Source organism: Tenacibaculum sp. AWR4_210, assembly GCF_056160945.1.
In genome coordinates this window covers 113,204-138,461 of the sequence record NZ_JBSWYF010000008.1, presented here as the reverse complement: position 1 = coordinate 138,461, position 25,258 = coordinate 113,204, and the positions used below count along the sequence as shown (strand labels likewise).

Here is a 25,258-nt window from a genome sequence, read left to right as displayed (position 1 = left end):
AGCTATGCTGTTTTGTAGCGATTCATAACATCTTCTCGCAATATTTTTCTCAGATAATACAATAACTCATCCGCATTGGATTGTGAAAACACTAACGGAGGTTTAATTTTAAGCACATTGTAATCTGGTCCATCCGTACTCATTAAAATTTTGTGCTCTTTCATGCGATTTGCTAGATAGGCGGCTTCTTCTGCCAAAGGATGCTTTTGTTTATTGACCAGCTCGATTCCTAAAAAGAGACCTTGTCCTCTAACCTCTCCGATAATTGGAAACTCTGAGCTTAACGCTGTCAGAGCTCTTTTCAAATACCCACCTACTTCAGCAGCGTTATCTTTTAAACCTTCAGTTCGTACTGCTTTTAATACAGCAGTTCCTATGGCACAGGATACAGGGTTTCCTCCGAAGGTATTAAAGTACTCCATGCCATTGGCAAAACTTTCTGCGACTTCTTGAGTACAGGCAACGGCGGCTAAGGGATGTCCATTTCCTAATGGCTTTCCTATGGTCACAATATCAGGAGTCACCCCGTGTAACTGAAAGCCCCAATAAGTAGTTCCCATACGTCCACAACCGGTTTGAACCTCATCGGAAATACACAAACCACCCGCTTTTCTGACATGTTGATATGCTTGGCCTAAAAAACCTTCTGGCAATTCTATTTGTCCTCCACACGAAATAATTGGTTCAATAATAAAGGCACCGACACCGCGTCCTTTGGCTGCTATTTTTTTAACTTGATTGGCTACTTCTTCCGCGTACTTTTCGGCGGCATCCGCCCCAGTATACACCCCTCTAAACGTATCTGGTAAAGGAATAATATGCGTATGTTCAGGGGCTCCTGCTCCCCCTTTCCCATCAAACTTGTACGAAGAAATATCGATACAAGTATTGGCATTTCCGTGATATCCTACTTCTGAAGCAATAATATCTCGTTGCCCTGTATGCGTTTTCACCATTCTGATGGCGAGTTCGTTCGCCTCTGACCCTGAATTGACAAAATGCAGTACATTGAGTTCAGGAGGTAAGGTAGCGAGGAGTTCTTTAGCCAATTCATTAATATTCGGATGCAAATACCTTGAGTTTGTATTTAAAACAGCCATTTGCTCCTGCCCTGCCTTCACTACGTTAGGGTGTTCGTGCCCTACATGGGCTACATTATTTACCGTATCTATATATTTATTTGCAAATTGATCTATCAAATAAACTCCTTGTCCTCGCACCATTTTAATAGGCACCTTATACTGTAGGCTCAGGCCTTTTCCTAAGTGATTTTTTCGATAGATTAACAAGTCTGTATTCGTTGCCCTAACAGGAGGTGCTAATCCTGGATTTTTAAATAGTAAATTCGGGTCTGGGCAAATTGAGCTCCATACTGGAAGTTCGGAATAAAAAGCAACTCCGGGGAAATCATCGACATACCCGAGCGTGCTCAGCAGTACCTGAAAGTGCAAGTGTGGAGACCAAGATCCGTTTTCATCAGAGTTCCCCAGCCAACCAATAAGATCTCCTTTTGCCAATTGCTGTCCTACTGCAATTCGGGTCAAACTAGCGCGCGATAAATGTCCGTACAAGGTATAGAACTCCCACGAATCAACGCGGTGTTTTAAAATAACGAGACCTCCGTATTCCTTGTAACTATTATTATCAGCTACCGTAACTACTTCTGCATCGAACAATGTGTGAACCGGAGTCTCTGCAGGAAGCCAAAAGTCGACGCCTAGATGGATACTTCTCGATTCTCTTCCTTCATTACCGATTCTGTCAAAGGCTGTTGAAGTGTATAAATTTCTCGCCTCCAAATATCCTCCTGCCAATACTTTTTCAGGCATCTCCTTTTGTAATTGTGCCAACTTGAAATCGAATAAACTCAAATCATCACTTTCAGTATAATTTCCTAACCACAAGCTCTCAACACTTAAATCTAGTTCAAAAACACTATCACTAGTAAGCGAAGGAAAGAGTTCCCTGATACTGATAGTTTGTGTTTTTGCCCAAGCTCGAAACTCATCCGCATTCGGATGGGCCGGGTATTCACAGGTAGCTCTAAAGAAATACTCTGCAAACTCCGGAGCAAACGCTTTCCATTTTCGCAGTACTTCCCACGCGGGCTTTTCCGAGATTAACAGGTACGTATTGTCAGGCTCTTTCAATTTGTTCATTGCCGATTTAGTCACCGAAATTACCAAGCGCATAGCAACAGCCCAATACAAATGCTTCAACTCCTCTTCTGAAAAACCATACTCATCGTGATAGGCCTTTACTATGGGAGCCGACGCCTGTAACGGATTCTCAAAGCCCATAACTGCATAGGCAATTGCAATAGCGACGTCGTTGATTACCTGCGTATATATAGCATCTCCAAAATCGATAATGGCCGTAACCTTTTCACTCGGAATACGCGCTTCAACGACCACGTTATTATCATTAGCATCATTGTGGACTACCGATTTTGGCAACTTGTTATAGTGCTCCCAATTGCTTTGAAATCCTCCTTGAAAATAGGCGATTACTTCCCGATCTTCTTGGCTAAACAGCTCCAAATGTTCTTGCGTCCACAAGCCTTGGGCGACATCCCATTCAAAAACGCGATGGGCCTGTGGATGATCAAATCCTTTCAATGCCATCATCACCCGCGCTGCCTCGGTTCCAAGGCTTCCCAACAAACCATTACTAACAGGATTTACCTCACTCCACATTCTCCCTGCAACCCAGGTCAATACTCGAACGAGTCGTTCTTCGCCCTGTTCATCCTTAATACGAACCAGGGAATTCCCTTTTTTATCTCTCAAAATTCTCGGGCTCGTTTCTAGCTGTGTTCCAACGTGTCGAAGTAAGGCTTGTTGGTACTCGATATACGCCACATCTGCATCTGGGCGAGATACTTTTACTATGTAGGAGGGGCTACCCGATACATCAATTCTAAAATTGAAGTCCAATTCTCCAGGAAGCTCTTTTGCAATTCCTGTAATTCCGTAATTTGACGCCAAGATTTCCTCTGCTTGCGCCGTGGTTATTTTAATTGCTGCGTAATCCATTATTCTTCTTTTTGTAGCATCATGAGTACGTGTGCTGCACTCCAACTAAAGTTCTTTGCATTTAATCCCGCTCCAGTAATCGGGTGGTAGTTTTCTCTGATAGAAGGACCTTTTTCCAGCATTCCGTTTGCCCCGTTTAACAGTTTAACGAGCGCGGCATCGGCTTCTTGTTCAAAACCGTAATTGCGCAATCCGCGTATGGCAAAAAAAGCTTGATCTAACCAATTGGGTCCTCTCCAATATCCCTTTAAGGGGTTGAATTTTTTGTGATCAGCGCTCATGGTTTGAAACGGCACACGCGTATAAAATTTATCTGGATTCAACATTTTCAACTTGACCTTTGCCGCTTGATCCTCCGTTGCAACCTTTGCCCAAAGCGGTAGCCAGCCTTCACTTCCCTCTCCTTTGATAAACTTCTTTCCATCGAGTGTCGTATCGTAAAACCAGCCTTCCTCTGCATCGAAAAATTGAGTTCTAATTTGATTTTTTAATACTTGTGCTTCGGCAAACAACCTAGAAACCTCTGACTCTTTCCCTAAGGCTTCTGCCAGTTCAAGTAAGTACATTTTCTCCGCGTATAAAAAAGCGTTTAAATCCACTGATTCCTGATTCATCGAATAGGCCTTTTCCGAATTTCTCAACATTTCTGTCCCATCAAATCGTATGGCATTGTCCATACCGCTTTCCCATTTTGCCGCGACCAAACTTCCATCTGTTGATCCGTATTCACAAAGTCCATCAGCATCGTGGTCTCTATCCGCATACCACCATTGATGGTACTTCAACAATTTAGGATACATTTGTTCCAAAAAGCTCTTATCTCCATCCCGTTTGTAGACTTCGTACACGGCCCAAGCTGCCAGTGGAGGCTTGGTATCGCGATAATTGTGTTTTTCTATAGTGGTATCACGGAATAAACAATCTGGAATAAATCCATTTTCTTCCTGAAAATCGAACATCAACGCTATTTGTTCTTTGGCCAATCGGGTATCGTAATAGGCCAATCCAACCGCGTGCTTCCACGAATCCCAAGCCCAAAAACCGTGAAACCATTTGTAATGATAACTTGGAAACAGGCCTTCATGTTTTATTTCTCCGGCAGGAACACGCCAATTATTTTGCAAGGTGAGTACTGCTTTTTGTACCAAAGATTGATAAATAGTATCGGTAAATTCAGTGCGGAGGTTGTTGACCAATGTACGTTGAATCGCCGCCTTTTCTTCCACTCTTTCGGTGAGAAGTCTGTTAAAATTCAAAGGACTTAAGTCAAGGGGTAACTCAGGGCTATTCCCAAACTCAAACTGCTGCGCAATCACGTATTGCAATCGCTGCCCAACAGGTAAATTTACTGAGGCAACTGCCTTGTAACTCGTACTGTCAGCTGACAGCTCAAACGCTGAAGGAAAGCGAAGTTTCCCTACTGCTTTTGAATGTTTCGAAAACACATGGAGTTCATTATCCGCTGTTTCCAAATGGATTCCGGCTGCTACTATTGGACTATTCCCTACTACCAACTCTTCCGAAAAATCCTTCTCAGAAGTGTTCTCTAAAGTCAAACAAATAAGTGAACTTCCCGAATTGGCATATAGGAGTTTTAAACTTGCTCGAATACCTGAGGCCAACAAAAAATCTTGTTCCAAGTGGCTCGCATACGATTTTTGACGCATGTTATACGGCCCTTGTACTGTTTCTGTGTTAGGAAATGAAAAACTCACAAAGGATGTTGCCAACCAAACGCCGTTTTCTTGGGTCATTAAAAACGGGCCTGAAAAACCAAAAGATTCACCGGCCTCTTTGTGAAAGCTACTTGCAAACCAGGCTCCCTGATCTGAAAACATCAATCCAGATTTATCAAATTTATCCTTTGGAGTAACCCGATAATCCAACACATTTTCCAATGTCGGTGTTTTTTGCGAGCGTTCTTCGGTTGGTTTCGGTGCACACCCCATTCCTAATATTAGGAAGAGTGCACTATACACTACAATTTTATTCATCTTTTACACGAATTTGCCACTGGATATGAAACACTTCATCGGGGGCTAAGGTTTGCAATCCAATATGATTATTAAAACTATTTGCTGGAGCCGTCACTGGCTCTATGGCGATGTTATTACTCTTTTCTGGAGTGTATACCTGAAAATAGGAATTAGGATATGACGATGATACTTCTAAAGTATGCGATGGTGTTGTATACTTAACTTCTGGCGCATTCATCACAAAACAATGATCAAAGCGCTGCTCACTTATTAAAATACGCTTTGGCAAGCTGTTCTCCGCTATGGCTATAGGAACCATATTATCATCGTGTACTACTTCTTTGTCAGCATCAATTTCCAAAATACTCAACGCCCTGTTGTCAGAAGTAAAATAAGGGTGCCATCCGATAGAAAACGGGAAGCTCTCCTCATCGGTATTCACAACTTCTACGGCTAGTGCTAAACGATCTGAAAACAAGGTATATGTTAAACGTACCTCAAACGCAAATGGAAACCCCGCTAATTTAGTGTGCTGCTCATAACGCAGCACCAAACGAGTGTTTGCTGTGCCTGTCACTAATGACTCCACGTAAAAGGTCTTGTCGTACAACAATCCGTGTATAGCATCGGATTGGTTCACCGAATTTTTCTTCAAATACAGTTCTCGATTGTCAAAGGTATACCTCCCATCGACAATCCTGTTGGCAAACGGAAACAATACCGCAGATGCATAGGATAACTCGTAGGGAATTTCCTCAGAAAAATCTCCTATCACCTCGCGTCCTGCGAGGTGTAAAGATGTTAAAGCGCCCCCCTTTACAACGGAAACTCGCGCAGTAGCATTCTCGAAAGAAAACACTACTTCATCCTTCATTTTTGTGGTTTTGTCCAAAGTGTTCGTATTATAATGAATTTCTAATAATTAAGCTGTTCGGATTCTCTATCTGTTCTCGTGAACCAGTTAATAACATTTTGGCTAACTGACGCCCCATTTCTCTAAAATCAGTTGAAATTGTCGTTATTCCATCTTCTACAATCTCCTTAAGCAAGGTATCGTTATAACAAATAATCCCGACGTCTCTTCCTATTTTCATTTTTCGTTCTTTGATCTTTTTAATGATTCGGATGAGGTTTCGATCGTCCGGAATAATAATGGCATCCCCTTGACTTAAATCGAAATCTTCAATATCCGCTACCTCTATACCCGACACCCGATTCATACTGCAGAATTTTTCAAAGCCTCTCAAAAATCCATCAGGCTGTTTATCATCCTCAAACAAAAAAACGAGGCGATCGTACTTCTTAATCAATTCCAACCCAGCCATGAGCCCTTGAAACATATCTTTCTCAAATGGCTGAAATACCGCTGGGTAATTTTTCAACTCTTCACTCACTTGGTCAAGTAAAAAAACCTTATCTCCAGGAATTTTCTCCAATACGTGCGCAATACCGCGCAACTTCGCTGGCATGATCACATAAAAATTATACTTTCCTATATTGTCGTAAATCAATTTCTTAAACACCTCATAATTGAAATGATGGAAATATATATCCACCTCTATATTTTCACCGAGACTCTCCAAAAAGGCATTGTATAAATCTTCCTTAAAGGCATTCAATTCATCAAATAACAGAAACACCTTTTGAGTGATGTGGACACTCTCACTGTTTACGTAATATCCTTTCCCTGGAATCGACTGGATAATTCCGCGAACCTTTAAATCGTTATAGGCGAGCAAAACCGTATCTCTCGACAACCCAAACTTATTTCGAATACTATTTATGGAAGGTAGTTTATCTCCCAATTTTAGTTGTTTAAAAGTGATGGCTTTCTCAATAGAACTAATGATTTGCTTGTACTTAGGTACGCCTATTTCTTTCCTTACTTCAATGATACTCATATCACAAATATAGGATTTCTTTTTAAAAAACAAACTGGTAGGTACTAGTTGCTTTTTTATTTATAGTTCATTTATATTAGCCCGGGGGTCCACTATTAAAAAGCTGAAAAAGAAAGAGAAAAACTCACCATTTACAAGGGGGTATTACAAAAATTCACCATTTAATCCACGATTAACGACATGAAACAAAAACAACACAGAACAAATCAAAAAATCGCAAAAAAGGCAAAATCCACCCTACTGGTCTGTTTTTTAGCGTTTTTAACTCAATTCACATTCGGACAAGGACGGACGTTGAAAGGAACGATTCGCGCAAATGACGGAGAACCACTACCAGGTGCTACCGTAATTATCAAAGGAACGACCAAAGGAACTGAAGCTGATTTGGATGGAAATTTCACCATTCAAATTACTGAAAACCAAATACTCTTATTTGAATATATTGGTTTTAAACCAAAAGAAATCACTTATGTTGGCCAAGCGAGTTTAAACGTAACACTTATAGAGGATGCACAAGTATTGGAAGAGGTTGTCCTTATCGGATATGGTAGCCAGAAAAAGAGTGATGTTACAGGAGCCGTAGGACAAGTCAAAGCCAAAGAATTAACGAAGGTAGTAACGACCAACCCCACCGATGCCCTGCAAGGGCGTGTAGCTGGAGTTACCGTTACTTCGTCATCAGGAACTCCAGGGGGTGTTGCTGATATTCTTATTAGAGGGGTAGGAAGTTTTGGTAGCAACCGCCCACTATTTATCGTCGATGGCGTTCAAGCTGACCCCTATTTTATCGATTCGAACAATATCGAATCTATCGAAGTTTTAAAAGATGCGGCTTCAGCTGCAATCTACGGAACGCGCGCTGCCAATGGAGTTGTGATCATCACTACTAAAAAAGGGAAAAAAGGACGCATCCGCGTAGACATTGAACAATCGTACAGTTTTAACACCCAACGAAAAAAACTTGAGTTACTCGATGCCAATGGCTACGTAAACGTGCACAGGCAAATGTATGAAAATGCAGGAGCGACTCTTAAAAACTACATCACGAATCCTCCGGCCGTCAATACCAACTGGATCAATGAAACTCATAGAGACGGGGAATTGCACTTGTTAAATGCTCGCATCAGTGGCGCATCTGACAACTTGAATTTCACTCTAGGAGGTAATTACGCAAACGAAACAGGATTGTTAATTGGTTCTGGATTTCAAAAACGCGGTCTTTTTGCCAACGCCAACTTCACCGCTGACAAGCTTCAGATCACAGGAGCTTTAAACTACGCGGAAACCTACAGAGAAAACTACCAGTTTTCACTGCGTGAAACTTTTCAAATATCACCACTCATCCCTGTAAGAGATGCCAGTAAACCTTCGGGATTTGGTTATAGAAATGGTGACTTACCTGATCACAGAAATCCAGTAGGTGATGATTTTTTCCGCCAAGGACATACGAAATTAAAATACTTTATAGGAAATGTCGGCCTCAAATACGAGCTTCTACCGAACTTAAAGGTTGGTGCTAATTACAGTATCTCAAACCTTGCGAATTTCACCTATCGATACCACAAACCATTTCGAGTGAGAGACAACGATGACAACGAACAAAACAAATATCACTTTATTTCGGAGTACAACAGCGATTTTAGGAGACTCAATCAAGAATACACCCTCAACTACAAGTTCGATATTGGCCAGCACAATGTTGAATTACTTGCAGGATACCAACGAATCAGTGAACCATTTCAAGAAAATTACGTCCAAGCAGAAGGTTGGAAACTTTCTGAAACGGATTTAGACGGCAATGGTGATTTAGACGACAAAGAGCCAGTAGCGCTTTTGGATGAAAATTTCAACACCTTGAATGCATTTCGCGATGCCAAAGCGACTTTTTCAGGAAGTGGAACTCGTGCTGCCTATAGCCTCGTATCGCAATTTGGACGTCTCAACTACGCCTACGCAGATAAATACTTGGTACAAGCAAGTGTTCGTAGAGACGGAAGTTCAAAATTTGGAAAAAACAACCAATACGGAGTATTCCCTTCATTCGCTTTAGGATGGAAAATTACCGAAGAACAATTTATGCGCGATCAACAGTGGTTTGATTTCTTAAAACTGCGCTATAGCTGGGGGCAAGCAGGAAACGACAGTGCACTCGGTTATTACTCTTACCAAGCCTTAATTACTCAAGGATCTAACCAGAACAACGGAGGATATATTTTTGGAAATCCTCAAACAGCTTATACTGGAGGAATTGCACGTGATTTAGAAAATCCAGATTTAAAATGGGAAACGAGTATTTCATCAAATATTGGATTGGACTACGCTATGTTAAATAATAAACTGAAGGGATCTATTAACTACTACCACACGAGAACGAAAGACTTACTCATTGTCAAAGAAGTTGCCCCTTCGAGTGGGGTTCGCAACCCCGTTGTCAACGTCGGTGAATTTGTGAACAAAGGAATCGAATTTGAATTGGGGTATACCCATAGTTTTGGCGAGTTAAACTTTTCGTCTTTTGCAACCTTCACTACCCTGAACAGTGAAGTTACAAAGCTCGGAAGAACTGACCAAGTTCTCAAAGGAGCTGGATTGTTGTTTGGAGCAGATCACTTTGTTAACCAAACTCAGGTAGGTTACGAACCTGGAGCCTACTTTTTACCAGTAGCAGACGGCATTTTCCAATCACAAGCTGAAATTGACGCACACGATCCTGCAGGAACCCTACAACCCAATGCTAAACCGGGAGATATTCGCTTTATAGACCAAAACGGTGATGGTGTACTCGATAATGAAGATGCTATCTATCAAGGGAGTGCTTTACCTGCCTACGAATACAGTTTAAACTTATCTGCTGACTATAGAGGGATTGATTTCAACATCTTCTTTCAAGGGGTTGGAGGAAACAAAATCTACAACGGAAATCGCTTCCAATCTATAGGAATGGATACCGGAAGGAACTTTGAAACGAGTACGTTGAACGCTTGGACCCCAAGCAATACGCAAACCGACATACCAAGAGCCGTTTTAGGAGACCCCAATGGGAATAACCGTGCTTCTACCCGTTTTTTAGAAGACGGAAGCTATTTGCGAATCAAAACCATCCAACTAGGATATACACTTCCTAAAAACGTAATTGAAAAGCTCAACATGCACAAGCTCCGCTTTTTCGTTACCGGACAAAACTTGTTTACGTTTACTAATTACAGTGGTTTAGATCCAGAAGTTGCGGGATCTATCTTATCGAGAGGTATCGACCGAACCTTGTATCCACAATACAAATCTGTCATCCTCGGTGTTCAACTTCAATTTTAACCAAAACATCTACTATCATGAAAAAAATTATCAGTATACTCGTTTTAGGACTCGGTTTGATTGCTTGTAATGACAACGAGTTTTTAGAACAACAATCACCAGATCAGCTAACCTCTGAATCGTATTGGAGGAACGTTGAAGACGCACAAGCAGGATTGACAGCTACCTATGCAGAATTAGAATCGAGAAGTAATTTCTGGAATGGTTGGCAAGAAGGAAGACCCGTGGTTGAATACTTCCGTTCAGACTATTCCTTACCAGGGCCAGACGCTTCTAACTACGCACACTGGATGTCTATTTTCAATTTTAATTACAACAACGGTCATACCTTTGTGAATGTTTTGTGGACCACAAATTACAAAGGAATCAATTTTGCGAACCAGGTAATCACCAAAGTGGGTGCCATGACTGCCGATCAAATTTCGGATGCTGACAAACGTCAAATTATAGGAGAGGCTACTTTTTTACGTGGCTATTACCATTTTAAACTCCTTACCCTTTACAAGAATATCATTGTAAGAAAGGAAATCATTTCTGACCAAACGCTCGACAAAGCACTGGCTTCACGAAGAGAAGCTTGGCAGGCTGTCATCGATGATTTTAAAACGGCCAGTGGCATGTTGAAAACAAAAGGCAACACGGAAGCTGGACGAGCCACGATTGGGGCGGCACAAGCCTACCTCGGTAAAGCCTATCTTTACAAAGCTGGAGATCCTAGTGCATCGGACGCAAGCGATTATCAAAATGCCATCGACGCCTTTAAACCTGTAATCAACGGTACTACCGGAGCTTACAACCTCGTTAGTAATTATTCAAGTCTGTTCAACGGCGAGAACGAAAACAACCCGGAGTCAATTTTCGAATTACAGTTCAAAACTGGAGATGCAACCTCTTGGAATGCTACCCGATTACACGCTTTTATAGGAGACTGGTCTATTGGTGGATGGGGAGGTATTGAAGCGACAAAAGCTTTAGAAACCACTATGAAGTCTGAAGGTATGATTGCCACGAACGGACTGTACGACAACCGCCTTTATGGGAGTATTTACTTTAGAGATCCCTATTTCAACGACAGCGCCACCCCACGCATGCAAGGATATACCTGGGATCAATTAATGAACTGGCAATATGGAAATACCAACGCAAACAAGGTGTACTACAGAAAATGGCTACCGAATTACGTATGGAATAATTCTTACATCGGTCTCAATGTAACTTTGATGCGCTATGCTGACGTATTGCTTATGTATGCCGAAGCATTAAATGAAACTGGAGCGACAGCGCAGGCCATTCCGATCATCAATCAAGTGAGAGCTACTCATGGATTAATGCCTGCTATTACAGTGAGTTCGCAAACAGATGTTAAAAAGCAACTGATTCACGAACGAACTATGGAACTCACCTTGGAATCTGTTCGTTTCTTTGATTTAAGACGTTGGGGCATGCTAGATCAGGCTATGCAAGCCGCAGGAAGAACTAATTTCAAAGCATCAGAACACGCGTACTTACCTGTTCCGCTATCTGAAATCAACAACAACAATAACATTAACTAACGTAAGAGGGTATTTAAATTTGTTAGTTAAAAAAGGAGGATGCCTTATGGTATCCTCCTTTTCCTTTCTTTCGTAGTACTTTGCCCCCAAGCACTAACGCAAAATGAACCCGTTTTTCATCGGGTCTGCAGGGTCTATCACAAAACAGTGTTTCCCCGTAATATGTGCGGTACCCGTAACCTCTGGAATCACCGCTGTAAACGGACCGTAATCTTCTTCTCGAACTACAGCTCCTTTAAATACTGATCCGGTAATACTTTCGATGCGCATCGAGTCTCCGATACGAAGTTCTTTTCTTTGATGATGAATAGCCATTCGACCTGAAACTCCTGAACCAGTAGGACAACGATCTACCTCTCCTTCCGCGAAAATGCATACATTCCTGCTATCAGCACCCGATGCTTGTTTCGTATTGTCGATAAAAATTGTCCCGTATAAGAAACTTAAATCTCCTTCAAACGGATGCACCACATCCTCGTCTTGCGACATTACGGCCTGTTTAATATCCATCCCTGTTTGTATCAAAGTTCTATAAGAGGCTTCTGTTAGATCGAAATTAAAATTGTGCTTCGCCAAATCTACATAGGCATAAAATGCACCTCCATAAGCCAAATCATAACGCACGGTACCTAGGCCAGGTACGGTAACCTGCTTGTCAAGCCCCACAACAAAACTCGGTACACAGTGAAATCGCACTCCTTGTACCTCTCCTTTTTCCACGTCGACATACGATAGTATTCTCCCGCATGGCGCATCAATTTTTAAGGTATTTTCTCCTTCTTTTACATCAATCCACTCCTGCTGAACAGCCAGCGTAGAAATGGCAATGATGGCATGCCCACACATGGTAGAGTAGCCTTCGTTATGCAAAAACAAAATTCCAAAATCCCCTTCGTCATCATTGGCTGGCACCAAAATACAACCGTACATGTCAGCGTGTCCTCTCGGTTCGAACATCAAAGCCGTTCTCAAGTGATCCCAGTTTTCCTTACAGTAGTTTCTGTATTCCAATACCGAATTTCCTTTCAGTTCTGGAAATCCATTTAAAATTACTCGCAATGGCTCACCGCCAGTATGCATATCTATCGTTTCTATCTGTAGCCAACTGTCGGGAAAGGTTGTCGACTTAGCATTCCTAATTCTCTGATAGGTTTTATTTTTCATTTGTGTACTTTCCATAATAATAAGCTGCTGCCGACACGTCTTCAAGCGCGTGACCGACAGATTTAAATAAAGTTATTTCCGCAGTTGTTTCTCGTCCCTGATGTCCTTTGCCGCAAAGTTCAAAAAGATCCGCTAGCACCTCTTCTCTTTGCAAAACTCCAGTTGACAACGGCAGCACGATATCTCCGCTTTCTTTGAGTCCTCCTTGAAAAGTATCGACAAAAACACGGGCTTTTTGCACCGCCTCATCGTCCGCTTCTCTCATGTCCTTTTTATAGGCCCCTACCAAATCAATATGCTGTCCAGGTACCAAATCACAACCAAATACCAAAGGAAGTTTTGATAAGGTTGCACAGGAAATAATGGCCACTTCTGAAACTAATGAACGGTATTCTGTTACCGCTTCCACCCTGATATGTTTAGGTAAGCAAAGGGTGTCAACTACCTTTTGTGCCTTTGCTAATGATCTGCCCCAAACATAAACTTTCGTAATTGGACGTACAGCACAGTGCGCCGTAATCAAACTAGCACTCAGTGCGCCCGTACCTAACATCAATAAGGAATCGGCATCTTTTCTGGACAAAAAACTTGAGGCTAACGCAGAAGCTGCGGCGGTTCTTTTGGCCGTCAAACTCTTAGCCTCTAATAGGGCTTTAATACTTCCTGTAGTTGCATCTAGGTAGATATAAGTACCTTGAATAGCTGGTAAATCAAATTGACCATTGGCCGGACTCACGGTTACAATTTTCACCCCAGCATCTTCACTCGGATTCCATGCTGGCATTAACAATAATGTTGAATCTTCTCCTACTTCTGGATTTGGAAAATCGTGATGATGACGCATTGGAACGGTTGTCACATTCTTTCTAAACGCTTCTTTCAAACACTGAATCAACGACTTAAAGTCGGTTGTTTTTTCTATAAATTCTTCGGGAATTTGAACTATTTCATTCATACGATAAAATTAACCAATAATCCCTAAACTAATTCAATACTACCCGATAACGAATAATATACTATTAGCTATGGATAATTTAATCCTATTCGTTCTCTAGCAGAGCCTGTATTTTTAGACTCTAAAATTCACTGATTTATGAAATTACTGTCGCGTGCGCTACTCTTATTGCTATGTATCAGTTTCGGTGTTTCTTGCAAGAAAAACACCGACAACTCCAAACCAATCACTATTAAAGACGAAATTCAAAACCTATTTCCGAATGCTCAAATTGACAGCATCCCGAGCAAAGGTCATTTTAAAAACTCCTTCCGAATTCAATACGATAGCCCTTTAGATCCTAAACACCCCGAGTCCGGAAGTTTTAAACACACACTATACCTTTCTCATGTCGATGTGAATGCGCCTACCGTATTGGTTACTGACGGATATGCATCGTATCCGAGAAAAACGGAGTTGAGTACCCTACTACAGTCGAATCAAATAATCGTAGAGTACCGCATGTACGGAAGTTCACGTCCAAACCCAATACCTTGGACCTATTTAACAAATGACAACGCTGTAGAAGATTATCATTTTATCGTAGAAAAGCTAAAAAAGATATACCGTGGCGAATGGCTGAGTACCGGAATTAGCAAAGGAGGAGAAACTACGATGATTTACAAAAGTAAGTACCCCGATGACGTAGACGTTGCCGTTCCTTATGTCGCACCTCTAATCAACGGCGTAGAAGATCCGCGCCCCAATACGCATATTAACAGCGTTGGTGAGGCGAGCTGTCGTCAGCGAATTCGAGACATTCAAAGAGCTATTTTACGCGACAAAAAACAAGCGTTACTAAGCTTCCATAAAATTGCGACAACAGAAAAGTTGTCCTTCACGGAAGTGAGGCCAGCAGAAGCCTTAGAATATGCTGTACTAGAATTTCCGTTCTCCTTTTGGCAATGGAATGGCAATTGCACTGCCTTACCCCAAAAAGGTGCTACGACCGAAACTTTAGTTAACTTCGTACACGAAGTGGTAGGTATTGGATTTTACAGCGATGCTGGTTATGAGCGTTATTTGCCCTCTTTTTATCAGCATCTGAGAGAATTAGGGTACTACGGTTTTGACCTCACTCCTGTTGCTGATTTGTTAACTGAAGTCACGAGTAGTTCAAACAGCAGGTTTGCTCCAAAAAACGCAGCACTCAATTACAATCCAAACTATATTAAAAAGGTTCGTGACTACGTAGAACAACGCGGAAATCACATCCTCTATATTTACGGGGGCTTAGACCCATGGGGAGCTTGTGCCCCAGTTCCCAATGCGCAACTGAACGCCTTAAAAATGGTACTGCCGACAGGAACCCATAAAACAAGAATCAAAGATTTTAGCCCAGAAGCACAAGACAGTATTTATGCTACTTTACAATCTTGGCTGGGCAAAGACATCAAAATACACCCACTCTACAAAAAACAAACACGATAGAAATGATAGGAATTGGCGGATCAACGGCAGCGGAAGAGCTTGCCAAAATTAGTCCATGGACAACGGGGATTACCCCGATTCAAAAAAAGGAATTTGCGGAACGACTCAAGAAGGCGACGGCCTTACTAAAACAATCAGGAGCAGCGGCCATGTACTTGCATGCTGGTACCAACTTATACTACTTTACAGGTATGCATTGGCATCCCAGCGAGCGGATGGTAGGTGCCCTACTATTCGCAGATGGCCAACTGGAATACATTGCTCCATCCTTCGAAAAAGGAACCTTACTCGACTTTATGGTACTCGAAGGTACGGTTCACTGTTGGGAAGAACACGAAAGTCCATACCAGCTATTTATTCAACTATTAGGTCAACACAACTCCGTTTCTGGTACTGTGTTGCTGGACGAGACAACTCCTTTTTTTGTCAGTAATGGATTGCAACTCGAAGGAGCTGCATACACCTTTAAGGATGCCAAACCCGTGACCGCAGGCTGTCGTATGTACAAATCAGACAATGAACTGGCTATCATACAGCGCGCCATGGATATTACCTTGGCAGTCCAACAAGCGGCGGCTCGAATCTTAAGAATCGGTATCAGTACCGCTGAGGTCGTTGCATTTATCGATGCTGCTCACAAAAAATACGGCATTCCAAGCGGTTCGTATTTTTGCATAGTATTGTTCGGAAAAGACAGTTCTTTTCCACACGGAGTAAAATCTCCAAAAACCCTAGAAGAAAATGAAGTCGTACTTATCGACACCGGCTGTCAACTCCATGACTACATTTCTGACATTACACGAACCTACGTATTTGGGACTCCCAATGAAGCACAAAGGCGCATTTGGCAAATAGAAAAGCAAACACAACAAGCTGCTTTTGATGCCGCTCAGCTCGGGGCTCCCTGTTCGAATATTGACAAAGCTGCCAGAAGCGTCTTGGAGGCACACCAATTGGGACCAGAATACCAGCTCCCAGGACTCCCCCATCGAACAGGACACGGAATAGGCCTCGACATTCACGAATGGCCTTATATCGTTAGAAACGACCAAACCCCTCTCGCGGCAGGCATGTGTTTTAGCAATGAGCCTATGATATGCGTCCCGAATGAATTTGGTATACGACACGAAGATCACATATACATGACGGAAACAGGACCGAAATGGTTTACAGAACCGATGTACAGTATTGAAAATCCGTTTGGGATTTTAGAAAATGAAAAAGCTCAGTAAAACTGAGCTTTTTTTATATTAAAATAAAGATTTGATTATTTTTTCTAAGCTAATACCTTCGGCTTCTGCTTTGTAATTTTTTACAATTCTATGCGATAAAATCGGAATGGCCACTGCTTGTACGTCTTCCATATCTGGAGAGTACTTCCCGTTCACCGCTGCATGCGCTTTTGCTGCCAAAATTAAATTTTGAGAGGCTCTAGGCCCAGCTCCCCAATCTAAGTATTTCGTAACCATTTCAGTAGCTCGTTCCGAGTTTGGACGCGTTTTACCAACAAGTCCCACGGCGTATTCTACCACGTTATCGGCCACGGGTATTTTACGAATTAGCTGCTGAATAGCCATGATTTCTTTTGCTGAAAATATAGAGTTAACCTCTTGCTTAGCTATGGAAGTCGTGTTTTTCACCACGGCTACTTCCTCTTCAAAACTAGGATAGCCAAGGTTAATAGAAAACATAAATCGGTCTAACTGTGCTTCCGGAAGCGGATACGTTCCTTCTTGCTCAATAGGATTTTGCGTTGCCAAAACATAAAAAGGCAGTGCCAACGGATAATGTGTTCCAGCCACTGTTACCGAGCGTTCTTGCATTGCTTCGAGCAAGGCTGCTTGCGTTTTTGGCGGTGTTCTATTAATCTCATCAGCCAGAATTATGTTTGAAAAAATAGGTCCTTTTATAAACTTAAACTGACGCTTTTCGTCTAGTATTTCACTTCCTAAAATATCAGAAGGCATCAAGTCAGGTGTAAACTGTATGCGTTTAAAATCTAACCCCAATGCTTTTGAAATGGTATTTACCAATAAGGTTTTCGCCAATCCAGGAACTCCGATAAGCAAGGAATGCCCACCACAAAATACAGATAACAACGTAAAATTAACGGCTTCTTGCTGACCGATAATCACCTTACCTATTTCTTTTTGTAATTGCGCGTATTTCGTAACCAGTCCATCGACTGCTGCAACATCTGACATATACTAATGTATTAAAATAAAAAATCCGTTTTTTTGCAGTCTAAAACTACAATAAAAACGGATTTATTTAGCAATAAATAATTATTTATTTTCTTTCTTCCAGTTCTTTTTAAACGTACAGCTCTTATAAGCATTAGCCATCTTTATGTACGTTTCACCAATTTTGTCTTTGGTCCATTTTTCCAACTCTTCCTCTTTCTTTTTTTCCAAAGCGAACTTTTGCATACGTACATAATCATCGATGATATCTGCCTTATGTGTATCGGTACGCTTCTTCATAAAGATCACTTTGTACATTTTTTCTCCTCCTCGAGTTTCGTCGTAAAATACGTCAGATAGCTGTCCTTCTTTCAATTCACTGATACGACCAAATAAATCTGGCGGCATACGAGTTAATTCAAAGGTAGGTTCTCCGGTATATGGGTTCATTAACAATCCTCCATTCAAACGGGTATCTTTGTCTTCTGAGTATTTTTTAGCAGCATCTTCGAAGGTTATTTTACCTTCTTTCACTTCCGCTACTATTTTTTCAATTTCTTCTTTGGTTTTCTTTAATTTTTCATCAGAAATTTCAGGTTGCATTAAAATGTGCGACACTTCACGTCCTTTACCTCTAATCTTGTGCAATTTAATAAGGTGGTATCCAAAAATAGTTTTGATAGGTTCAGACATCTGTCCTTCCTCTAAATTAAAAACGGCTTCCTTAAACTCTTTGATAAAAGGTGTTTCTTTAGTGATTATTCCTAAATTTCCTTTGTTCTGAGCAGAAGATGGATCTTCCGAGTGGATAATTGCCTTTAAATCAAAACTCGCTCCATTTAAAATTTGCTGTTTGATATCGTTTAGCTTATTTACAACGCGGTCATTTTCTTCTTTCGTTGCTTCAGCATACAATACTATCTGAGCCAATTCCACTTCTGCAGGAATTTCTGGTAACTCGTCTTTATCTCGCAACCCGTTAAAATACACACGTACTTCTTCAGGAGTCACGTCTAATTTCTCTGTTACTTTTTGCTGTTCTTTTTCGATCAGTACATTTTCTTTCTGTACGCGCTCCAATTCTCGTCTCAATTCTTGAGTATTCGCAAACCCGTATGCCGCTGCGGCCTTTTCAGGAGATCCGTATTCATTTTCGAAAAAAGACAGACTTCGATTCACACGTCCATCAATTTCACCTTGGCTTACGGTAATACTATCGACAACAGCGTGATGCGCTAATAATTTTTGTTGCATTAACTCTTCCAACATCTCGCAGTCCGAAATAGTAACCTTACCTTCCGAACGCAATTCCAACTCTTGTTTAAACTTTGCAATGTCAGAATCTAATACTATGTTTTTCCCTACTACCACAGCAACTCCATCGACTTTCGTCGCCTGTGCATGCCCTGTTAATGTAGCCCCCATCAAGGTTAAAATAAGACTAGTATTCCTTAAAGTTTTTGTTTTGAATAGCATCATTTATCAGCGTTTTTTCAATCTCTCTTATTAATTCTAATTTCCTCTTGTGTAAAATAATCTGTCGAATCTGACCTTCCACCTCACTCAGCGGTGCCACTTGATTCTTCTGTAAAATATTATTTACAGCGACCAAATATACTCCTAAACTATCTTCTTTCTGTATGAATTTTGATATTTTTAACAGATTTTCTTTGGATTCGTTAGCAAAAGGTAAAATTTTGCTTTTTAAATTGCGAACCGACACCCAAGTACTGTCGTGCAAACGATATGACTTTAGGCTCAACAAAAATTTTTCCAAGCTCTCTCGGTCTTCAACGTCGTCTGATTTAAACAACTTTACAATCTCTTCACGTTCTAGGTGATCCTTATCAAAATACAGATAATCGTATTGTAACAGGCCTTCACTTAACTTAAAATTGTCTTTGTGTGATAGGTAGTAAGTTTGTAATTCCGATTCGCTAACTACCGTATCTAATTTTTGCTTGATCAGCTTTTCTTTGTATCCGTTGATGTATAAACTGGCCTTGTAGTCATTGACCAATTTCTCGATTTCCAAACTATTGACCTCTGTAATATTTTCCTCAGCCTTGATTAAAAACAATTGTTTTTTTGCCCAATTGTTAATGAGTCCTTTGACAAAGACTAGACTATCTTGCTTGGATATATTTTTAGGTACTAAATTAGCGATATCCCTTTTGTACAAATGTTTATTGTATACAGAAGCGATCGGTTTTTCTTCTTGTGTTCGTTGTTTCTTTAATGTAATTAAATCACATGCCCCTAGCACAGTTAGTAGCAGCAGTGATATTGTCCAAATACTTCGTTTCACTTTCCCCCTTGTTTATGTCCCTTATTGATTGTATATTTTTTTAAGTTTCTTTAATTCTCTTCCTTTTATTTTGATACTGCTGCTCGCGCGCAAGTCTTTGATCCAATCTTCCTCTAGCTGCTTTTGATAATCACTGATTACCGTTCCCTTCACCTCGTCCAACTTCTTCTGAGCATACTTCTCTTTGTTGGCCGTGAAATACTTTTGAAGTCCGAGTGTGTCGTTTGACGATTTCTTCCAAATTTTCTGTTGCATTAATTCAAAAAGCAACAATCCTTCTTTGTACTCGGTTAAAGTATTTCGAAAATCAGGTTCTTTATTAATGAGATCATCCTTAAAATAACGAACGAGTTCACTATTTTTAAATTGTTCAAATGCCTCTTTCACATCAACACCTTTGCGGTACTTTATTTGATCAAAGAATTTCGCTTGTCCTATTTTTTTTCCTTCAATTGCGATGATCCAATCGTTTAATGGTGCTTGTGACAATTCTCCTATAGACTTGGTTAAAAAAGGTTTGAGTCCGGCTTTATGCACCTTAAGCTTGTAATCTTTTTTCAACCGGTCCACCACGGCCGTATAGGATACGTTTAGGCGATCAGAGCGTTTTACCTTTTTCTCCAAAGCGCGCTTTTCTTCTTGAAAACTCGCTACGGGGTGTTCCTTGATCAGTTGCACAATATGCCAACCGTATTTAGTTTTAAAGGGTTTACTTATCGGATTCGAAGGACTTAAACCTAACACAGCCTGTTCAAAAGGCTCCACCATACTTCCCGTTCCGAACTTAGGCAACTTCCCTCCTTGCCCAGCAGTTCCAGTATCTTCTGAATACTTCAAGGCTACAGCAGCGAAATCAGCACCTGCAGCCAGTTCCTTTGCTGCTTTATCAATCTTGGCTTTACCAGCAGCTTCTAGGTCTCGAACCAAAATATGAGCTGCTTCGAATTGTCCTTTTGACTTTCTCTTGCCCGTTACTTTTACTATGTGATATCCAAAACGAGTTTTAAAAGGCTGTGATAAGGCTCCAAGCTTCGTTTTGTAGGCATTGTCTTCAAAAGCATATACCATTTTAAAGGCGGAAAAGTATCCCAAATCTCCTCCGTTGAATTTTACCGATGGGTCTTGTGACACTTCTTTTGCCACCTTTACAAAATCTTCACCTGCTTCAATTCTTTTGCGTGCCTCCATAATTTTCGCGTAAGCTGCAAGGGTATCCCCTTTTTTCATACGCACTAAAATATGACTGGCTCTAATTTCGTTAATCGTGCGCTCATACGCCTCTTTAATGAGTGCATCAACCGTAGCTTGATCTTGTAAATACGGCGTCATTAACTGCTGCTTATACCCTTCCAATTCCCGTTTGTACGAGGGTAAAGTATCCAATTGCAACGCATAGGCCTGATTGACCTTGAGCTTATAATTGATATACAAGTCCAGATACTTATCGATATTCTTTGCGTCTTCATCAACTACCAGGTCTAAATTTTTTTCATACACCCGCTTAAACTCTTCGACACTTACGGGCTTATCATTAATTTTAAATAACTCCTTGTTACTTTGAGCAACACCTGATACTATTGAACTGAGCGCAATAGCGATAAATACAACTTGTTTTTTCATTTATAAATTTTTTACAACGATATAATGCCTTCGATAGCCTCTGCCTTTTGGTAATAAGCAATCACTTCATCGGCACTCGCAACGGTTATATGTATAGAGACACTGATATACTTACCAGTTCTCGATTTTTTTGTTTCAATTACAGGACCTCCTTGATCAAACAAAGCTTTTACTTCTGATTCTTGGTCTCCATTAGTTGGAACTATAAATTTATACAAATATTTTGTAGGAAATGTAGAGGTATCTTCTAATTGTGCTTTTAACTTCGTATAAAATGCTTTTCTATCTGACATAATTAATTCTTAAACTTCAATTTATAAATTCTCGCGAATGTTAAGAGCACAAAATTACACTATTTATTAAATTTATAAATTGAATCTGTTATTTTTGCACGATGCAACAGAAAATAGTTCTTATAGGAGGCCCTGGAACGGGAAAATCTTCGATTTTGAATGAATTTATTCGAAGAGGTTATGAGTGTATGCCGGAAATTTCGAGAGAAGTTACCCTAAAAGCACAAGAAGAAGGTATCGATCAACTATTCTTAGAGAAACCCTTATTGTTTAGTCAATTACTACTAGAAGGAAGAGAGTTACAGTATCAAAACTCGCTCAAATCTGACAATAAATACATCTTTTTTGACCGTGGTGTCCCAGATGTGCACGCGTACATGAACTACTTGGGAACCGACTACCCAGAAGATTTTTTACAGAAGAGTAAAGCTTGTAAATACGATAAAGTATTTATGCTCGCTCCTTGGGAAGAGATTTACCAATCGGATAACGAACGTTATGAAACTTTCGAACAAGCCGTTAAAATTTCGTCATTTTTACACGAAGCCTACAGCGAAATAGGCTATGATATTATCGATGTTCCTTTCGGGACTGTTGACGAGCGTTGCGATTTTATTTTAGCATCGTTAGCTCAAAATGTCTAATGAAAGTTTACATATATTAAAACACTATTGGGGGTACCCCTCTTTTCGTACCCCCCAACAAGCTATCATTGATAGTGTGCTGGCTGGGAAAGACACCTTAGCTTTGCTTCCTACGGGTGGAGGTAAATCGCTTTGTTTTCAAGTTCCAGCTCTACAGTTACCCGGAGTTTGCTTAGTCATTTCTCCATTGATTGCCCTGATGCAAGATCAGGTTCAAAACCTGACAAATCGCGGAATCAAAGCTGCCACTATTGAAGCAGGGAGCACTCAAGATGAGCTCATCCGATTTTTTGACAACATCCGCTTTGGGAATTACAAATTTCTCTACATGGCACCGGAGCGCCTACAATCGCGTTTTATCCAGGAAAAAATTAAACAACTTCCTGTAAATCTCATTGCCATTGACGAAGCCCATTGTATTTCGGAATGGGGACATGATTTTAGACCGTCCTATTTACAAACAGCCATCCTGAGAGAACTGCTTCCGAAAACTCCCGTCATTGCCTTAACGGCCACAGCAACGCCACTAGTACTCAAAGATATTGAGCACTATTTGCAGTTAGAAGAACCCGCTGTATTTAAAAAGTCTTTTCGCAGAGAAAATCTCGCCTACCAACTGTTTCCTACCGAAGACAAACTGGACAAACTCGTGCAGATTTTCAAAAAAATTAAGGAACCTTGTATCGTGTACGTGAGTTCGCGTCAAAGAACTAAAGAAATCTCTAGTTTTTTAAACGCGCAAGGCTTTGCGAGTACGTATTATCACGGTGGAATGCGCAGCGAAGAAAAAAATACTGCCTTTACTGCCTGGATGGAAGAAACGCATCCGATTATGGTTGCGACCAATGCTTTTGGCATGGGAATCGACAAACCCAATGTTCGGGTGGTTGTACATTTAAACCTCCCCTCTTCCCTTGAAAATTACATTCAAGAGGCTGGACGTGCTGGTAGAGATGGTCATAAAGCCTTTGCGGTATTGCTCAGCAATGAAAAAGACTTGCAGCAATTACGAGATTTTCACGAACACCAAACGCCAAACATCGACGAAATTAAACTGGTACACCAAAAGTTGTATCAACACTTTCGCATTGCGAAGGGAGAACTCTTAGAAACTCCCGTTGAATTTGATTTTGCCAGTTTTTGTAGCAAATACAAATTTCCAAAGGCCAAAGCCTACAGCGCTATACTTTTATTGGCCTCTAACGGTTTGATAGAACTTGGCAATTACTTTGCAAGGAAATCAACACTTCAATTCTCAGTATCCAGCAAACGCATCGTTGCCTATTCAAGAAACCACCCTAACGACCAGGCTTTTATTCAAACAGTATTGAGAATTTACGGCGGTGTATTTGAGCAAGAAACGACGATTGATGAGTTTTTTATTGCCAAGAAAAGCGGACTGACCTCCACACAAGTAAAGCAGGGACTTACCCGTTTAGCCAGCCATGAGCTCATACAGTACCAACCGAGTTCACAGCATGCCCGACTTCATTTTTTAGTTCCCCGAGAGGACGATTTGAGCATTAATAGAATTTCGAAGCACATTAAGAGCTTTCTCAAACAAAAGAAAAAGAAATTACAAGAAGTACTGCGCTATGCACAAAACAAAGAGCGCTGCCGAGCTCAATTACTTTTAGAATACTTCGATGAATCGCCAGAATCGGCATGTGGCATCTGTGATATTTGCTTACAACGAAAGAAAAATACTCCAGCACTCGGCCCGCAAATTTTACATATTATCAAGCAGCACAACGGAATCAGTGCACGTGAAATCTGTCAGCTAATATCAGCAGAAGAAGCGGACATTTTAATACATTTGCGAAAATTATTGGCTAGTGAACAAATTAGCCTAATCGACACTAAATTTTACAGTATATGATGAGAGATTTGCGTATCGTTTTTATGGGTACTCCAGACTTTGCAGTTTGCATTTTAGAACACTTAGTAGAAAACAACTATAATGTAGTGGGGGTGATCACGGCACCTGACCGACCAGCTGGACGCGGAAGAAAGCTGAATCAGTCGGCAGTAAAAAAATACGCAGTAAGCAAAAACCTACCTTTATTACAACCTACGAATCTCAAAAATGAGGAATTCCAAAACGAGCTCAAGGCTTGGAATGGGAACCTACAAATAGTCGTTGCCTTCCGTATGTTGCCAGCAAGTGTTTGGCAATTGCCTGAATACGGTACCTTTAACCTACACGCTTCATTACTTCCGGAGTATCGCGGTGCAGCGCCTATTAACTGGGCTATTATGAATGGAGAAACTCGAACCGGAGTTACCACCTTCTTTATTGATGAAAAAATTGATACGGGTGAAATTATATTACAAAAAGAAACTGAAATCCACCCAGATGAGACGGTAGGTGCACTGCACGATCGACTCATGCACCTAGGAGCAGGACTGGTAAAAGAAACGGTTGATTTAATTGCTCAAGGTCCAGTAACTACACAAAAACAACCCGAACGCGAAGAAAAATCGGCTTACAAACTATATCCGCACAACTGTAAAATTGATTGGTCAAAATCATTAGACGCCATTTACAATCACATTCGCGGGCTCAATCCCTACCCGGCTGCCTGGACAACTATAAAGAACGGAGAAGAAGAAATTAGTGCTAAACTGTATAAGGTGGCCAAGGAATACCAAGAGCACTCGCTGGAGGTAGGTACGCTTGTCACCGATAAATCGTCAATCAAAATCGCTGTTAATCAAGGATTTTTAGTTATTCACGAACTCAAACTTTCTGGAAAAAAATTAATGGATGCCAAAAGTTTACTCAATGGATTTCAATTTTCAGCCGATGCAATGGCCTTCTAGCCCTTTGTTTATAAGGAATTA

The 25,258-nt window shown here is 40.9% G+C and carries 18 protein-coding genes; 7 read left to right on the top strand and 11 right to left on the bottom strand.

Features of this window, described 5'->3' with window-relative positions; genetic code table 11:
- Window positions 1-2: 2 nt before the first annotated feature.
- From ACXAG7_RS15375 to ACXAG7_RS15360, 4 genes are read right to left on the bottom strand one after another with little or no spacing between them, the layout of a single operon-like run.
- Window positions 3-3,035 (bottom strand): aminotransferase class III-fold pyridoxal phosphate-dependent enzyme, encoded by a 3,033-nt coding sequence (locus ACXAG7_RS15375; protein ID WP_476667374.1) that lies wholly within the window; start codon window positions 3,033-3,035, stop codon window positions 3-5.
- Entirely contained in the window at window positions 3,035-5,029 is a 1,995-nt protein-coding gene (locus tag ACXAG7_RS15370) for an MGH1-like glycoside hydrolase domain-containing protein (RefSeq protein ID WP_476667373.1), read from the bottom strand. Before ACXAG7_RS15370 ends, ACXAG7_RS15375 begins: the two co-directional genes overlap by 1 nt.
- Complete coding sequence (locus ACXAG7_RS15365; RefSeq protein ID WP_476667372.1) at window positions 5,022-5,885, bottom strand: aldose epimerase family protein; 864 nt, start codon at window positions 5,883-5,885, stop codon at window positions 5,022-5,024. The genes ACXAG7_RS15370 and ACXAG7_RS15365 overlap by 8 nt, the downstream gene beginning before the upstream one ends.
- A 28-nt stretch (window positions 5,886-5,913) precedes the next feature.
- On the bottom strand, window positions 5,914-6,912 hold the full coding sequence (locus tag ACXAG7_RS15360) for a substrate-binding domain-containing protein (RefSeq protein WP_408044337.1): 999 nt from the start codon (window positions 6,910-6,912) through the stop codon (window positions 5,914-5,916).
- A 180-nt stretch (window positions 6,913-7,092) separates the two neighbouring features.
- Between ACXAG7_RS15360 and ACXAG7_RS15355 the strand changes: the two genes are divergently transcribed.
- Together ACXAG7_RS15355 and ACXAG7_RS15350 are read left to right on the top strand one after the other, a co-directional pair.
- On the top strand, window positions 7,093-10,224 hold the full coding sequence (locus ACXAG7_RS15355; RefSeq protein ID WP_476667371.1) for a SusC/RagA family TonB-linked outer membrane protein: 3,132 nt from the start codon (window positions 7,093-7,095) through the stop codon (window positions 10,222-10,224).
- Window positions 10,225-10,241: 17 nt separating this feature from the next.
- The gene (locus ACXAG7_RS15350; protein WP_408044339.1) at window positions 10,242-11,777 is read left to right on the top strand and encodes a RagB/SusD family nutrient uptake outer membrane protein; all 1,536 of its coding nucleotides are present in this window, start codon (window positions 10,242-10,244) and stop codon (window positions 11,775-11,777) included.
- 93 nt (window positions 11,778-11,870) lie between these two features.
- On the opposite strand, the gene ACXAG7_RS15345 is transcribed toward ACXAG7_RS15350, so the two are convergent.
- Together ACXAG7_RS15345 and lhpI are read right to left on the bottom strand one after the other, a co-directional pair.
- The gene (locus tag ACXAG7_RS15345) at window positions 11,871-12,941 is read right to left on the bottom strand and encodes a proline racemase family protein (RefSeq protein ID WP_476667370.1); all 1,071 of its coding nucleotides are present in this window, start codon (window positions 12,939-12,941) and stop codon (window positions 11,871-11,873) included.
- Window positions 12,931-13,896: a bifunctional Delta(1)-pyrroline-2-carboxylate/Delta(1)-piperideine-2-carboxylate reductase gene (lhpI, locus tag ACXAG7_RS15340; protein ID WP_476667369.1), complete on the bottom strand. Its 966-nt coding sequence runs from the start codon at window positions 13,894-13,896 to the stop codon at window positions 12,931-12,933. Before lhpI ends, ACXAG7_RS15345 begins: the two co-directional genes overlap by 11 nt.
- A gap of 138 nt (window positions 13,897-14,034) precedes the next feature.
- On the opposite strand from lhpI, the gene ACXAG7_RS15335 reads away from it, so the two are divergent.
- Together ACXAG7_RS15335 and ACXAG7_RS15330 are read left to right on the top strand one after the other, a co-directional pair.
- A complete protein-coding gene (locus ACXAG7_RS15335) occupies window positions 14,035-15,366 on the top strand; it encodes a S28 family serine protease (RefSeq protein WP_476667368.1) in 1,332 nt (443 codons plus the stop codon).
- 2 nt (window positions 15,367-15,368) lie between these two features.
- On the top strand, window positions 15,369-16,598 hold the full coding sequence (locus ACXAG7_RS15330) for a M24 family metallopeptidase (RefSeq protein WP_476667367.1): 1,230 nt from the start codon (window positions 15,369-15,371) through the stop codon (window positions 16,596-16,598).
- An 18-nt stretch (window positions 16,599-16,616) separates the two neighbouring features.
- On the opposite strand, the gene ACXAG7_RS15325 is transcribed toward ACXAG7_RS15330, so the two are convergent.
- The 5 genes from ACXAG7_RS15325 to ACXAG7_RS15305 all read right to left on the bottom strand — a co-directional run bounded on the left by ACXAG7_RS15325 (window position 16,617) and on the right by ACXAG7_RS15305 (window position 21,770).
- Entirely contained in the window at window positions 16,617-17,570 is a 954-nt protein-coding gene (locus ACXAG7_RS15325) for an AAA family ATPase (RefSeq protein WP_408044344.1), read from the bottom strand.
- An 81-nt stretch (window positions 17,571-17,651) separates the two neighbouring features.
- A complete protein-coding gene (locus tag ACXAG7_RS15320; RefSeq protein WP_476667366.1) occupies window positions 17,652-18,974 on the bottom strand; it encodes a peptidylprolyl isomerase in 1,323 nt (440 codons plus the stop codon).
- Between the two features lie 16 nt (window positions 18,975-18,990).
- The gene (locus ACXAG7_RS15315; protein WP_476667365.1) at window positions 18,991-19,857 is read right to left on the bottom strand and encodes a peptidylprolyl isomerase; all 867 of its coding nucleotides are present in this window, start codon (window positions 19,855-19,857) and stop codon (window positions 18,991-18,993) included.
- A gap of 21 nt (window positions 19,858-19,878) precedes the next feature.
- The gene (locus ACXAG7_RS15310) at window positions 19,879-21,477 is read right to left on the bottom strand and encodes a peptidylprolyl isomerase (protein ID WP_476667364.1); all 1,599 of its coding nucleotides are present in this window, start codon (window positions 21,475-21,477) and stop codon (window positions 19,879-19,881) included.
- Between the two features lie 11 nt (window positions 21,478-21,488).
- Complete coding sequence (locus ACXAG7_RS15305; protein WP_408044348.1) at window positions 21,489-21,770, bottom strand: DUF493 domain-containing protein; 282 nt, start codon at window positions 21,768-21,770, stop codon at window positions 21,489-21,491.
- A 101-nt stretch (window positions 21,771-21,871) separates the two neighbouring features.
- Here ACXAG7_RS15305 and ACXAG7_RS15300 point away from each other — a divergent pair, with 101 nt between their 5' ends.
- Genes ACXAG7_RS15300 through fmt form a run of 3 tightly spaced genes read left to right on the top strand, consistent with a single transcriptional unit; the run spans window position 21,872 to window position 25,237 of the window.
- Entirely contained in the window at window positions 21,872-22,414 is a 543-nt protein-coding gene (locus ACXAG7_RS15300; RefSeq protein ID WP_408044349.1) for an AAA family ATPase, read from the top strand.
- Entirely contained in the window at window positions 22,407-24,293 is a 1,887-nt protein-coding gene (locus ACXAG7_RS15295) for a RecQ family ATP-dependent DNA helicase (RefSeq protein ID WP_476667363.1), read from the top strand. Before ACXAG7_RS15300 ends, ACXAG7_RS15295 begins: the two co-directional genes overlap by 8 nt.
- Entirely contained in the window at window positions 24,293-25,237 is a 945-nt protein-coding gene (gene fmt, locus ACXAG7_RS15290) for a methionyl-tRNA formyltransferase (RefSeq protein ID WP_408044639.1), read from the top strand. The genes ACXAG7_RS15295 and fmt overlap by 1 nt, the downstream gene beginning before the upstream one ends.
- The last annotated feature ends 21 nt before the right edge of the window (window positions 25,238-25,258 follow it).

Coding starts and splice junctions, on each gene's coding strand:
- ACXAG7_RS15335 (WP_476667368.1), top strand. CDS start 14,035: ATGAAATTACTGTCGCGTGCGCTACTCTTATTGCTATGTATCAGTTTC.
- ACXAG7_RS15330 (WP_476667367.1), top strand. CDS start 15,369: ATGATAGGAATTGGCGGATCAACGGCAGCGGAAGAGCTTGCCAAAATT.
- ACXAG7_RS15355 (WP_476667371.1), top strand. CDS start 7,093: ATGAAACAAAAACAACACAGAACAAATCAAAAAATCGCAAAAAAGGCA.
- ACXAG7_RS15360 (WP_408044337.1), bottom strand. CDS start 6,912: ATGAGTATCATTGAAGTAAGGAAAGAAATAGGCGTACCTAAGTACAAG.
- ACXAG7_RS15300 (WP_408044349.1), top strand. CDS start 21,872: ATGCAACAGAAAATAGTTCTTATAGGAGGCCCTGGAACGGGAAAATCT.
- ACXAG7_RS15345 (WP_476667370.1), bottom strand. CDS start 12,941: ATGAAAAATAAAACCTATCAGAGAATTAGGAATGCTAAGTCGACAACC.
- ACXAG7_RS15305 (WP_408044348.1), bottom strand. CDS start 21,770: ATGTCAGATAGAAAAGCATTTTATACGAAGTTAAAAGCACAATTAGAA.
- ACXAG7_RS15325 (WP_408044344.1), bottom strand. CDS start 17,570: ATGTCAGATGTTGCAGCAGTCGATGGACTGGTTACGAAATACGCGCAA.
- ACXAG7_RS15320 (WP_476667366.1), bottom strand. CDS start 18,974: ATGGGGGCTACATTAACAGGGCATGCACAGGCGACGAAAGTCGATGGA.
- ACXAG7_RS15365 (WP_476667372.1), bottom strand. CDS start 5,885: ATGAAGGATGAAGTAGTGTTTTCTTTCGAGAATGCTACTGCGCGAGTT.
- ACXAG7_RS15375 (WP_476667374.1), bottom strand. CDS start 3,035: ATGGATTACGCAGCAATTAAAATAACCACGGCGCAAGCAGAGGAAATC.
- ACXAG7_RS15295 (WP_476667363.1), top strand. CDS start 22,407: ATGTCTAATGAAAGTTTACATATATTAAAACACTATTGGGGGTACCCC.
- fmt (WP_408044639.1), top strand. CDS start 24,293: ATGAGAGATTTGCGTATCGTTTTTATGGGTACTCCAGACTTTGCAGTT.
- lhpI (WP_476667369.1), bottom strand. CDS start 13,896: ATGAATGAAATAGTTCAAATTCCCGAAGAATTTATAGAAAAAACAACC.
- ACXAG7_RS15350 (WP_408044339.1), top strand. CDS start 10,242: ATGAAAAAAATTATCAGTATACTCGTTTTAGGACTCGGTTTGATTGCT.
- ACXAG7_RS15370 (WP_476667373.1), bottom strand. CDS start 5,029: ATGAATAAAATTGTAGTGTATAGTGCACTCTTCCTAATATTAGGAATG.
- ACXAG7_RS15310 (WP_476667364.1), bottom strand. CDS start 21,477: ATGAAAAAACAAGTTGTATTTATCGCTATTGCGCTCAGTTCAATAGTA.